Source organism: Rhizobium sp. ERR 942 (genome assembly GCF_007828395.1).
Taxonomy (GTDB): domain Bacteria; phylum Pseudomonadota; class Alphaproteobacteria; order Rhizobiales; family Rhizobiaceae; genus Rhizobium; species Rhizobium dioscoreae.
On sequence record NZ_VIUA01000001.1, the window covers coordinates 210,808 to 223,469 of the forward strand.

A 12,662-nucleotide genomic window follows, 5' to 3' on the forward strand; every position below is an offset into this window, starting at 1 on the left:
AACAGTTCAACATCACCGCATGCTGTTAAACCTATAGTCGGATTGGTTTAAGCCGTCAGGCCGCGTTTGTCGCTTCGCCGGACTTTGCGCCCGACTTTGCTTTCGCAGCCTCGCGCCGCTTGGCGGCATCGGCATATTTCTGGGCAAGCACGGCGCAGGTCATCAGCTGGATCTGATGGAACAGCATGAGCGGCAGCACGATGGCGCCGATACTCTGGCCGGCGAAGATGACGTTGGCCATCGGTACACCGCTTGCCAGCGACTTCTTCGAACCGCAGAAGGTGATGGTGATCTCGTCAGCCTTTTCAAAACCGAGGGCACGGCTGCCGAACATGGTGATGCAGATCACCATTGCCAGAAGCACCATGTTCGCGATGATGACCGTGACGATGTCGAGGACGGAGAAGGTATGCCACAGCCCTTCCACCACAGCCTCGCTGAAGGCGGAATAGACGACCATGAGGATCGAGCCGCGATCGACCGGCATCAGGATCTTTTTCTTCGAACGGATCCAGTCGCCGATCCATGGCTGCAGCAGCTGGCCGGCGATGAATGGGGCGAGCAGCTGCAGCATGATCTGCCACAGAACATCCCAGGAAAAGCCACCGCCCTGGCCGCCGACCGAAAACAGGATGCCGACGAGCAGCGGCGTCAGGAACATGCCGAAGATATTGGAGGCGGACGCGGAGCAGATCGCAGCCGGCACATTGCCGCCGGCGATGGAGGTGAAGGCGATCGAAGACTGCACGGTCGAAGGCAGCACGCTCAAAAACAGCATGCCGGTATAGAGCGATACGGGAAGGATGCTGTTCGGAACGATATGGCCCATGGCCAGCACCAGCAGCGGGAAGATTCCGAAGGTCGTCAGCAGGATGACGAGGTGCAGCCGCCAGTGCAGCAGACCGGCGATGACGACATCGCGCGAGAGGCGCGCGCCATGGAGGAAGAACAGCAGGCCGATGGCGAAGTTGGTGGCAATGCCGAAATAGTGAGCGCTGGCCCCCTGCACCGGAAAGAACGATGCCGTCAGGACGGTGAGCACCAGCAGCATGGTGAAGGTGTCTGGAAGAAAGCGGCGCATCGTGCCTACCCCAATCGCATTGCAAGTCTTGATGATGACTCCTTGCAGATAGACCTATTGTGATCCACGATGCAAGGAATAACAGTTATCGCGATATAGGATAAGCCCATGCTTGACCTCACACAGCTGCGCAGCTTCGTCGCCGTCGAGCAGATGGGCAGTTTCACGCTCGCGGCCGAGCGGCTGGGACTCGGGCAGTCAACGGTCAGCCAACATATACAGCGGCTGGAAGCCGAATTGGGGCGAAAACTTTTGGCGCGTGACACGCACCGTGTCGTCCTGACTGGCGATGGCGAGGCGCTGCTCGGCCATGCGCGCCAGATGCTGTCGATCGAAGGGGAGGTGCGTCAGCTTTTTGCCGGCAACAGCCTGCGCGGCAATCTCCGGCTTGGAGTTTCCGAGGATTTCGTCACCAGCCAGCTCCCGGACGTATTGGAGGAATTCGTGCGTTCGCATCCTTCCGTTGATCTCGAGCTGACGGTCGCGCTTAGCGGCGTGCTTTATGAAATGCAGGACAATGGCGATCTCGATCTGGTGCTTGCCAAGCGCAGGCTCGGCGACGCGAGAGGCAAGCTCGTCTACCGCGAGCCGCTGGTCTGGCTGGCCCGCGACCCGGATCGCATCCGCAAGCTTGCGGGGCCATTGCCGCTGATCGCCTTTCCCACCCCAAGTGTCACGCGTGCGGTCGCGCTAGAGGCGCTGCGTCGACAGCAGATGCCGTGGCGCATCGTCTGCACATGCGGCAGCCTGAGTGGCCTGACCGCAGCAGCGCGCGCCGGCATGGGTGTTCTCGTGCAGCCGAAAAGCATGGCTCCCGCTGGATTGATCGAGATAGCCCCGGGCTGGCTACCCGTCCTTGAGGACGTGGAGTTCGTGCTCGTGCCGCGCAAGGGCGCGGACCAACTTCTGGTTAGTGCGCTCTCTGGCGACATACTCTCCAAGGTGCGGGGGCCCCGATCAAGCTGACAACGAAATCGTCTATCAGCTATCGTTAAAAGCCGTTTCCCATCATGCAGATGAGATCCGGATTTATTTTGCCGGCTGATTTATTGTTGCGCCCGTTTTCAGGCGGAAGTCAGCTTATTCTGCTATCTCCGGTGGCGATGGGGGAGTTGCGGGGGGATAGCCGTTCCGATGACATATGGTGCCATCTTCATTTCCGGACTTGTCGCCTGCGTCGTGGCAATGACGATGATCGTACATCATGCACCGGCGTCCGACCGCGACGATCTATCGAACTTCGCAATGATCGCCCATCGGAATCAAAACTGACTTTTTGCCGCTATTGCGAGCGCCGTCCGGTCCGGAAGCCGGCTCCGGCGCTCTTTTTCTTGCGGGTCAGTTCAGGCAGGCGAGGAAATTCGCCACATCGGCTTCGGTGGTGGCGAAGCTTGTCACGAGTCGGATCAGCGTTTCATCCCTGCCGACCAGATCCGGCTGCGACTCTGGAATTGGCCATTCGTAGAACTTCGCTCCCTTGTCTTCTGCAGTCTTGGCGGAGGATTTTGGGATGATCGCAAAAACCTCGTTCGAGGCAGTCGGCCAGGCGAGACGAGCGCCGCTGGTCTCTTCGAGGCCGGCGCGCAGCCGATCGGCCATCCCGTTGGAATGGCGGGCAAGGTCGAGCCAGAGGTCGTCCTGGAAATAGCCGTCGAACTGGGCGGCAATGAAGCGCGACTTGGAGAAGAGCTGGGCGGCGCGCTTGCGGATGAAATGCATTTCCTTCGCCTTCTCCTGATCGAAGAAGACGATCGCCTCGGCGCACCAGCAGCCGTTCTTGGTGGCGCCGAAGGAAAGAATGTCGACGCCGCGCTTCCATGTCATTTCGGTAGGCGTAGTGCCGAGCGCGACCAGGGCGTTGGCGAAACGCGCGCCATCCATGTGCAGCGGTAGCCCGTTTGCCTTGGCGATGGCGGCGATGGCGTCGATCTCATCCAGCGAATAGACCGTGCCGATTTCCGTTGCCTGGGTGATCGTCACGGCGGCGGCGCGGCCATGATGGACGGCATCCTGCGGGAAGCGGGCGATCTTGGTGGAAAGCGCCTTAGGATCGATCTTACCGAGAGCGCCTTCGACGGTGGCAAGACGTGCGCCGCTGAAGAAGTCAGGAGCACCGCATTCGTCTTCGGCGACATGCGCCTCGGTATGGCAGAAGCTGATGCCGCCCGGTTTCTGGACGCTGGCAAGCGACAGCGAATTGGCGGCTGTACCGGTTGCGACAAAGAAGACCGCGACCTCGCGCTCGAAGATCTCGGAGAATCTGGCTTCGACACGCTGGTCGAGCTCGCTTGTGCCGTAGGCGGAGGCAAAACCACTCGATGCGGCGAGCAGACGTTCGGCGACTTTGGGATGGGCGCCGGCCCAGTTATCGGAAGCAAAGAACATGAAAATGCACCAGATGAAGATTGAATTGCGGCTGGATTAGATAGGGTTGGCCGGACATTACGCCAATGCAAAAACCTATCAAGAGTATGAGTTTGAAGAATGCATCACAGAAATTGATTGACGCAATCAACAAATAAAATGATGCGCCGCAGCGAAACTTTATTGCTCTATTCCTGCAACAAAGGCAATCTTCCGTCTTTCGTTGACGAAATTTTGCCGTTTTGCTCTTGCGAAGGCGTAAGCTTTCTGGCATAGAGCTGATGAATTAGGACAGGGTTGCTGTCCTATTTTGGCCGCCGAGGCCGAAGATGTGCCCCCAGGGTCCTGACGATGTCGGGATTTCGAGCTATAGTTACCAAGAGCATGCCCTTTCAAGCCTTTTGAGGCGCGGGCAATGCGGCGGTGGAATAGCAGGGCGCGGAACGCTGACGACGGGCTCCACTTAAAGGAGCTGCGGTTCGCGGCCGGATCTTCACAATGCAACAGCGCTGTCGCGCGTCGGCCCCGGAAACGGACCGCGCGGGACGAAGGAGCGCCCGCGACGCGGGCCTTACCGGAGGGAAGACCATGACGAACAGGACGACGTTGACGAGTTTTGACCAGACTGCTGCAGTGAATGCTGCCGCTACGGCCAAGACGTCGAAACGCGCTGTCGGCATCCCGCCGAAACAGGGCCTTTACGATCCGCGCAACGAGCATGACGCCTGCGGCGTCGGCTTCGTCGCGCATATGAAGGGCCAGAAGTCGCACCAGATCGTGCGCGACGGCCTGTTCATTCTCGAAAACCTGACGCATCGTGGTGCTGTCGGCGCAGATCCGCTGATGGGCGATGGCGCGGGCATTCTCGTTCAGATTCCCGATCGCTTCTTCCGTGAGGAGATGGCGAAGCAGGGTGTCATCCTCCCGAAGGCGGGCGAATATGGCGTCGGCCATTTCTTCCTGCCGCGTGACGAAGCGCTGATCGAGCATTTCAAGACTGCGATCACGCAGGTCGTTGCCGAAGAGGGCCAGGTGCTGCTCGGCTTCCGCGACGTGCCGGTCGACAACTCCTCCCTGTCGAAGGCGCCCGATATTGCCGCCACCGAGCCGCATCATGTGCAGGTCTTCATCGGCGCCGGCCGCGATGCCGGCACGAACGAGGAATTCGAGCGCCGCCTCTTCACCCTGCGCAAGGTGATCTCCAATCGCATCTATGCGGAATACGAGGGCGAGGAGAGCAGCTTCTATCCCGTGTCGCTGTCAAGCTCGACCATCGTCTACAAGGGCATGTTCCTCGCCTATCAGGTGGGCGCCTATTATAAGGACCTCTCCGATCCGCGTTTCGAAACGGCGGTTGCGCTCGTGCACCAGCGTTTCTCGACCAACACTTTCCCGTCATGGAAGCTTGCCCATCCCTACCGCATGGTCGCGCATAACGGCGAAATCAACACGCTGCGCGGCAACGTCAACTGGATGGCGGCACGCCAGGCTTCGGTCTCTTCGCCGCTCTTCGGCGAGGATATCTCCAAGCTCTGGCCGATCTCTTATGAAGGTCAGTCGGACACCGCCTGTTTCGACAACGCGCTCGAGTTCCTCGTGCGCGGCGGATACTCACTGGCGCATGCCATGATGATGCTCATCCCCGAAGCTTGGGCCGGCAACCAGCTGATGGCGCCGGAACGCAAGGCGTTCTACGAGTATCATGCCGCCCTGATGGAGCCATGGGATGGCCCGGCCGCCGTCGCCTTCACCGATGGCAAGCAGATCGGCGCGACGCTCGACCGTAACGGCCTGCGTCCAGCCCGCTATCTCGTCACCAGCGACGACCGCATCATCATGGCGTCCGAGGCCGGCGTTCTGCCTGTCGAGGAAGAGAAGATCATCCAGAAGTGGCGCCTGCAGCCGGGCAAGATGCTGCTGATCGACATGGAAAAGGGCCGTATCATCTCCGACGACGAGGTGAAGTCGGAACTATCAGGCAAGCATCCTTATCGCAGCTGGCTGAACCGCACGCAGCTGATCCTGGAAGACCTGAAGCCTGTGGAGCCGCGGGCGCTGCGCCGCGACGTGTCGCTGCTCGACCGCCAGCAGGCCTTCGGCTACACGGCTGAAGACACCAAGCTCCTGATGTCGCCGATGGCGACGACGGGGCAGGAAGCCGTCGGTTCCATGGGCACGGATACGCCGATCTCGGCGATGTCGGACAAGCCGAAGCTACTCTATACCTACTTCAAGCAGAACTTCGCGCAGGTGACGAACCCGCCAATCGACCCGATCCGCGAAGAGCTGGTCATGAGCCTGGTGTCGTTCATCGGCCCCCGTCCGAACCTGCTCGATCATACCGGCATGGCCAACGCCAAGCGTCTGGAAGTGCGCCAGCCGATCCTGACCAACGGCGATCTCGAAAAGATCCGCTCGATCGGTCACACTGAGGATCGCTTCGACACCAAGACGCTCGACTTCACCTATGATGTCGAACGCGGCGCCGAAGGCATGCCCGAGATGCTCGACCGTCTCTGCGAGCGGGCGGAAGCGGCCGTTCGCGGTGGCTACAACATTATCGTGCTGTCAGACCGCCAGATCGGACCGGACCGCATCGCGATCCCGGCGCTGCTGGCGACCGCTGCCGTGCATCATCACCTGATCCGCAAGGGTCTGCGCACCTCGGTCGGTATCGTCGTCGAAACCGGCGAGCCGCGTGAAGTGCATCATTTCTGCCTGCTGGCCGGCTACGGCGCGGAAGCGATCAACCCCTATCTCGCCTTCGACACGCTGCTTGATATGCATCAGCGTGGCGAATTCCCGAAGGAAGTGGACGCGACCGAAGTCGTCTACCGCTACATCAAGGCTGTCGGCAAAGGCATCCTCAAGGTCATGTCGAAGATGGGCATTTCGACCTATCAATCCTATTGCGGCGCGCAGATCTTCGATGCTGTGGGCCTGCAGCAGGAGCTGGTCGACAAGTATTTCTTCGGCACCGCGACGATGATCGAAGGCATTGGTCTCGAGACGATCGCCGAGGAAACCGTCTCCCGCCACAAGGCTGCTTTCGGCCGCGATCCGTTGCTGGCAAGCACGCTCGACATCGGCGGCGAATATGCCTACCGCATGCGCGGCGAAAGCCACGCCTGGACGCCGGACGCTGTTGCGGCCCTTCAGCACGCCGTGCGTGGGAATGCCGAGGACCGCTATCGCGAATTCTCCGAGATGGTGAACGAGTCGGCGCTCCGGATGAACACGATCCGCGGCCTCTTCAAGATTAGGGGTGCGGAAGCGCTCGGCCGCAAGCCGATCTCGATCGACGAGGTTGAGCCGGCCGCCGATATCGTCAAGCGCTTCTCGACGGGCGCCATGTCCTTCGGCTCCATCAGTCGCGAGGCGCATACGACGCTGGCCATCGCCATGAACCGCATCGGCGGCAAGTCGAATACCGGTGAAGGTGGCGAGGAAGCCGACCGCTACATGCCGCTCTTCGACGGCTCGCCGAACCCGGAACGTTCCGCTATCAAGCAGATCGCCTCCGGCCGTTTCGGCGTGACGACCGAATATCTGGTCAATGCCGATGTGCTGCAGATCAAGGTCGCGCAGGGTGCCAAGCCCGGCGAAGGCGGCCAGCTGCCCGGCCACAAGGTCGATGCGACGGTTGCCAAGACCAGGCATTCCACACCGGGCGTCGGCCTGATTTCGCCGCCGCCGCACCATGACATCTATTCGATCGAAGATCTGGCACAGCTGATCTACGATCTGAAGAACGTCAACCCGACTTCGGATGTATCGGTCAAGCTCGTCTCTGAAGTCGGCGTCGGCACGGTTGCTGCCGGCGTTGCCAAGGCGCGCGCCGACCACATTACCATCTCGGGCTATGATGGCGGCACCGGCGCTTCGCCGCTGACCTCCCTCAAGCATGCCGGTTCTCCCTGGGAGATCGGCCTTGCCGAGACCCAGCAGACGCTGGTCCTGAACGGGCTGCGCTCGCGCATCGCCCTGCAGGTGGATGGCGGCCTGAAGACCGGCCGCGATGTCATTATCGGCGCGCTGCTCGGTGCTGACGAATTCGGCTTCGCCACCGCGCCGCTAATCGCGGCCGGCTGCATCATGATGCGCAAGTGCCACCTCAACACCTGTCCGGTTGGTGTTGCCACCCAGGACCCAGTCCTGCGCAAGCGCTTTAAGGGCACGCCGGAGCATGTCATCAACTACTTCTTCTTCGTGGCGGAAGAAGTGCGTGAGATCCTGGCCTCGCTCGGCGTTGCCAAGCTGGATGATATCATCGGCGCTTCCGAGCTTCTGGAGAAGGACGACATGCTCGCCCACTGGAAGGCCAAGGGCCTCGATTTCAGCCGTATCTTCCACAAGGTCGATGCGCCGAAGGAAGAGACCTACTGGACGACAGTGCAGAAGCACCCGATCGACGACATTCTCGACCGCAAGCTGATCGAGAAGGCCGAGCCGGCGCTCTCTTCGAAGACACCGGTTGCCTTTGAAGTCGACATCAAGAACGTCGACCGTTCGGCCGGCGCCATGCTGTCGGGTGCTGTTGCCAAGCGTTACGGCCACCGCGGCCTGAAGGACGACACGATCAACGTTACCCTGAGGGGCACCGCCGGTCAGTCCTTCGGCGCGTTCCTCGCACGCGGCGTCACCTTCAACCTCATCGGCGACGGCAATGACTATGTCGGCAAGGGCCTTTCGGGCGGCCGCATCATCATCCGTCCGCCCGAAAATTCGAAGATCGTTGCTGAGAATTCGATCATCGTCGGCAATACCGTGCTTTACGGCGCGACCGAGGGCGAGTGCTACTTCCGCGGTGTCGCGGGCGAGCGCTTCGCAGTCAGAAACTCCGGCGCGATCGCCGTCGTCGAAGGCGTGGGCGACCACGGCTGCGAATATATGACCGGCGGCGTCGTCGTCGTGCTCGGCGAAACCGGCCGCAACTTCGCGGCCGGCATGTCGGGCGGCGTGGCCTATGTTCTCGACGAAAAGGGCGATTTCGCCCGTCGCTGCAACATGGCGATGGTCGAGCTGGAGCCGGTTCCGGAGGAAGACGAGCTGCTGGAGAAGCTGCATCATCACGGTGGCGACATCATGCACAAGGGACGCGTCGACGTCTCCGATGACATGACACGCCATGATGAAGAGCGCCTCTTCCAGCTGATTTCGAACCACGTCCACTATACCGGCTCGACGCGAGCAAAGGAGATCCTCGATCACTGGGCCGACTACCGCCCGAAATTCCGCAAGGTCATGCCGGTCGAGTACCGCCGTGCCCTTGAGGAAATGGAACGTAGCCGGATGAGCGTGGCGGCGGAATAATCCGTCCCGGTTCTGAAACCAGCCGAGGGTTTCGCCTCGCATTGCGATCGCCATCATGGCGATCGCGACTGTCGAATAGCGGAATCGGATTTGAATTAAAGTGCCGGACAGGGAAACCGAAATGACCCTCAGGCACGGGAGCCATGAGCTCCTCTTTTAGAGTGAGGAAACGAAAGCATGGGCAAGGTAACAGGCTTCTTGGAAATCGACCGGCAGGTGGCGAAGTATCAGCCGGCGTCGGATCGCATCCGGCATTTCCGTGAATTCACGATCCCCATGTCGGACCAGGAAGTGCAGAAACAGGCAGCTCGCTGCATGGACTGTGGCATTCCCTATTGCCACGGCCCGACCGGCTGCCCCGTGCACAACCAGATCCCCGATTGGAACGACCTCGTCTACAACAACAATTGGGAACAGGCGATCCATAACCTGCATTCGACCAACAACTTCCCGGAATTCACCGGCCGCGTCTGCCCCGCACCCTGCGAGGAAGCATGCACGCTGAACCTGGAAGATGCGCCGGTCGCCATCAAGACTGTTGAGCAGGCGATTGCCGACAAGGCCTATGAGCTGGGCTTCATCCGCCCGCAGCCGGCAACCGTGCATACGGGCAAGAAGGTCGCGATCATCGGCTCTGGCCCTGCCGGCATGGCAGCCGCCCAGCAGCTCGGCCGCGCCGGTCACGACGTCCATGTCTATGAGCGCGAAAGCAAGCCCGGCGGCCTGCTGCGCTATGGTATCCCGGACTTCAAGATGGAGAAGAACTTCATCGATCGCCGCGTCGAGCAGATGAAGGGCGAGGGCGTCACCTTCCATTGCGGCGTCAATGTCGGCGTCGATGTCAAGGTCGAGCAGCTTCTGGCGGAGCACGATGCCGTGCTCTATTGCGGCGGCTCGGAAACCCCGCGCGAAGCCGGCATTCCCGGCACGACGCTGGCAGGCGTCCATGACGCCATGCCCTATCTCGTGCAGCAGAACCGCCGCGTCGGCCGCGAAAACATCGACAGCGTTGGCTGGCCCGCCGATCCGATCCTGGCTGGCGGAAAGCACATCGTCGTCGTCGGCGGCGGCGATACGGCATCCGACTGCGTCGGCACGGCATTCCGCCAGGGCGCGGTGAAGGTGACCCAGCTCGACATTCGGCCGCAACCGCCGGAGAAGGAAGACAAGCTCGCCGTTTGGCCGTTCTGGGCAACGAAGATGCGCACCTCGTCCTCGCAGGCCGAAGGCGCGGTTCGCGAATTCCAGGTCGCAACGTTGGAATTCATCGGCGAAGATGGCGTGCTGACGGGCGTGAAGTGCTGCGAAGTGGATGAGCGCCGCAAGCCGATCGCCGGCACGGAATTCGTCATCCGCGCCGACCTCGCCTTCATCGCCATCGGCTTCCGCGGTCCGTTCACCGACAGCGTGCTCAAGGAACTTGACGGCAAGCTGACGTTGAATACCGACCGCCGCGGCTCGACGAACGTCGTTGCCAATGACAAGGACTACAAGACTTCGATCGACAAGTTCTGGACAGCCGGTGACGTCCGCCGCGGCCAGTCGCTGGTGGTCTGGGCGATCCGCGAGGGCCGTCAGGCCGCCCGCGCGATCGACGAGGCTCTGATGGGTTCGACGGTTCTGCCGAACTAAGTTTCGCTGTCCGTTCGCGCAAAGTTATTGAAGGCCGGGTTCTCGATGAATCCGGCCTTTGTCGTTAACGGCTTGCGGCAATATTCCAGTTGTAGATGCAGCGATCGAGGCCGATGGCGATTTCGAGCACCGTGACGTCATGGTCTATCGCGGCCCCCTTCTTCGGCTGGCTGCGGTAGCGCTGAGGGAAATCCGTGCGTTTCGAGATCGAGCAGACCTCCATCCATTTATCGCCGTTATCGACCTCGATATCCATCGTCACCTCGGAATAGGCCGGAAGCCGATCGGATGGGGCGATCCGTGTCGGCAGATGGACGACCGAGGCGATCATCCGGCGGACCGGTTCAAGGGAGGCAGAGTGATAATCGTTGCCGCTATCGGTGGTGAAGGCGCATTGGAATTCGAGCTGCCAGAACTCCTTGAGCCGCACATGCTTGCTCGGTTGGTCCTGTTCCCGGCGATAGGATTTTCCCGCCTGCCAGACGCATAGTGGCAGCCTTGTTCTGGAATGGTTTCCGAGAAGATGCTGCATGTAGGCATAGGTTGAAGATGTCGTTTCCGGCCGCAGCACAAGTTCGGTCTCGGTGTTCGACATTCGCTCCTGCACCCATATGTCCGAATTGGAATAGGCATTCGAGACGAGGCTTCGCGGCATCAGGGTCGGTGCTTCGACCCTTCGCATACTCCAGGCGGGATTTGCCGATCGCAGGAAGTTCGCGACTTCATCGGAAAAGAAGCGGATGAAATCGTCGCGCAGTTTAATGTCCCGCTCTTCCCAGTGAACGAGCGAATTGACGTTATAGATATTGAGCACGTGCCATTCTCCATGGGCAACGTTGAAGTCTTGAGGTTGAGGGCTTTACGTCCAGCAGCCGCCGGACGCATCAACGCCTCCGGCTGTCACGACTGGACGCGGAGACCTCGGCCGGAGAAAGCGCGCAAAACCGCAACCTGCGGGCAGGTGCGGTAACGATCGATCTGATCTGCGCTTTTGGTGCTCATGCAGTTCTTCTATTGGCGGGGCGCCGCGTTGTCAAACCGCCTCCAGGTCGCCTATCGTGCAACCGATCCCGGCAATCGGTAGTCGTCTACGCGGCCGACAGGCGCCGGGTCCATCAGCCCCTTCTCGACCAGAAGATCGCGTGGCGATGAAGTCGTTGCGGCAGGAGCAGGGCTGCTGCCGAGAAGCTGCGAGCCGCCGTCGAGATCGGGATCGGAGAGGCTCATCGGCTGCGTGCGGGTAATCTTTTCCGGTTCTGCGCCGGGAAGATTGGCCTGTTGCGCCGGCAACGGATTGCCCGTGTCCAGGCGCGTGATGTCCGGGCTTGCCTGATCGCCCAGGATCCGGCGTGCGGATTTCTCCAGATAGAAGGCGACCTTGCGCTTGCCGGCTGCCGTCAGATTGACGCCGTCGGCCGTTCTCAACCGGACCTGCTGGCCGTTGATATCGGAGCCGGTCACGATGAATTCGCCGTTCTGGTCGGTAAATCCGTCCCATATGTCGATGAACTCACCGCCGACGCTGGTGGTCTGGCTTTGATAGATCTGGTTGAGCTTAACAGCGCTGGCGGTCAGCTGATCGGAGCCGAAGGAGGGCAGGCCAACCCAGAGCAGCGGAATATGACGGCTCGTCACCAGTTTGGCGAATTGCTGCACGCGCTCTTCATAGGCAAGGAACCACGGGTCGGTGCCGTATTTCTCGTTGAGCCCGTCGCCGATCATCTGCTGGCGGTCGTTGGCGCCGATCATGACGACGACCATGGCCGGTTTCAGCTGATCGATCATGCCAGGCAATTGCTGCGGCCAATTGTAATAATCCTGCCGCACGAGACCGGAGGCGACGTTGCCGCGGGACTGGATGACGACGCCGGGGGAGGTGGAGAAGGCATCCTCCAGCCCGGTTGCCAAGCCGCTTGCCAGAAAATCGCCGACGACAAGGATGGTCTTGGCATCGGGGAGCTTTTCTGCGGGCGGTGGCGTTTCCGGCTGCGCGACTGGCTGGCGCGGCGGCGGGGTCGGCCGCTTTTTCGGCTGCACCTTGCGCCGTGGCGGCGGCTGCTCGATGGGCTGATCCGGGTAATCGGGCTCGCGGGTGCCGAACAGCATATCGAACAGGTTCCGCCGCGGCCGCTCCTGCGCCTGCGCCATATTCTGCAGGCAGCCAAACGCGATGACGACGCTGAGAAATGCCGTCAGAACAATCCTTAGAGTTGCGGTGGTCGCGCGGGCAGAGTGTTTCATCATCGCTTCTTTTCCGCTCACGAGTCCGGGC

At 61.0% G+C, this 12,662-nt stretch carries 7 protein-coding genes; 3 read left to right on the forward strand and 4 right to left on the reverse strand.

What is annotated here, in order from left to right:
• Positions 1–55: 55 nt before the first annotated feature.
• On the reverse strand, positions 56–1,081 hold the full coding sequence (locus FBZ97_RS01005; RefSeq protein WP_113330496.1) for a bile acid:sodium symporter family protein: 1,026 nt from the start codon (positions 1,079–1,081) through the stop codon (positions 56–58).
• A 108-nt stretch (positions 1,082–1,189) separates the two neighbouring features.
• Here FBZ97_RS01005 and FBZ97_RS01010 point away from each other — a divergent pair, with 108 nt between their 5' ends.
• Positions 1,190–2,047 carry a LysR family transcriptional regulator gene (locus FBZ97_RS01010; RefSeq protein WP_145316054.1) on the forward strand — a complete coding sequence of 286 codons (858 nt, stop codon included), beginning with the start codon at positions 1,190–1,192 and terminating at the stop codon, positions 2,045–2,047.
• Between the two features lie 372 nt (positions 2,048–2,419).
• Here the strand turns inward: FBZ97_RS01010 and FBZ97_RS01015 are convergent, their stop codons facing one another.
• Complete coding sequence (locus tag FBZ97_RS01015; protein ID WP_145316056.1) at positions 2,420–3,466, reverse strand: low specificity L-threonine aldolase; 1,047 nt, start codon at positions 3,464–3,466, stop codon at positions 2,420–2,422.
• A gap of 567 nt (positions 3,467–4,033) precedes the next feature.
• Here FBZ97_RS01015 and gltB point away from each other — a divergent pair.
• Together gltB and FBZ97_RS01025 are read left to right on the forward strand one after the other, a co-directional pair.
• A complete protein-coding gene (gltB, locus tag FBZ97_RS01020; RefSeq protein WP_145316058.1) occupies positions 4,034–8,758 on the forward strand; it encodes a glutamate synthase large subunit in 4,725 nt (1,574 codons plus the stop codon).
• Positions 8,759–8,935: 177 nt separating this feature from the next.
• Complete coding sequence (locus FBZ97_RS01025) at positions 8,936–10,390, forward strand: glutamate synthase subunit beta (protein WP_145316060.1); 1,455 nt, start codon at positions 8,936–8,938, stop codon at positions 10,388–10,390.
• Positions 10,391–10,454: 64 nt separating this feature from the next.
• Here FBZ97_RS01025 and FBZ97_RS01030 read toward each other — a convergent pair whose 3' ends face one another.
• Together FBZ97_RS01030 and FBZ97_RS01035 are read right to left on the reverse strand one after the other, a co-directional pair.
• Positions 10,455–11,204: an aminoacyl--tRNA ligase-related protein gene (locus FBZ97_RS01030; RefSeq protein WP_145316062.1), complete on the reverse strand. Its 750-nt coding sequence runs from the start codon at positions 11,202–11,204 to the stop codon at positions 10,455–10,457.
• A 239-nt stretch (positions 11,205–11,443) separates the two neighbouring features.
• Positions 11,444–12,634, reverse strand: a complete 1,191-nt coding sequence (locus FBZ97_RS01035) for a DUF459 domain-containing protein (protein WP_113395275.1) — start codon at positions 12,632–12,634, stop codon at positions 11,444–11,446.
• Positions 12,635–12,662: the final 28 nt, after the last annotated feature.

Excerpts from the sequence above, each read along its gene's own strand:
- FBZ97_RS01025 (WP_145316060.1), top strand. The coding sequence starts at position 8,936 with ATGGGCAAGGTAACAGGCTTCTTGGAAATCGACCGGCAGGTGGCGAAG.
- FBZ97_RS01005 (WP_113330496.1), bottom strand. The coding sequence starts at position 1,081 with ATGCGCCGCTTTCTTCCAGACACCTTCACCATGCTGCTGGTGCTCACC.
- gltB (WP_145316058.1), top strand. The coding sequence starts at position 4,034 with ATGACGAACAGGACGACGTTGACGAGTTTTGACCAGACTGCTGCAGTG.
- FBZ97_RS01015 (WP_145316056.1), bottom strand. The coding sequence starts at position 3,466 with ATGTTCTTTGCTTCCGATAACTGGGCCGGCGCCCATCCCAAAGTCGCC.
- FBZ97_RS01035 (WP_113395275.1), bottom strand. The coding sequence starts at position 12,634 with ATGATGAAACACTCTGCCCGCGCGACCACCGCAACTCTAAGGATTGTT.
- FBZ97_RS01010 (WP_145316054.1), top strand. The coding sequence starts at position 1,190 with ATGCTTGACCTCACACAGCTGCGCAGCTTCGTCGCCGTCGAGCAGATG.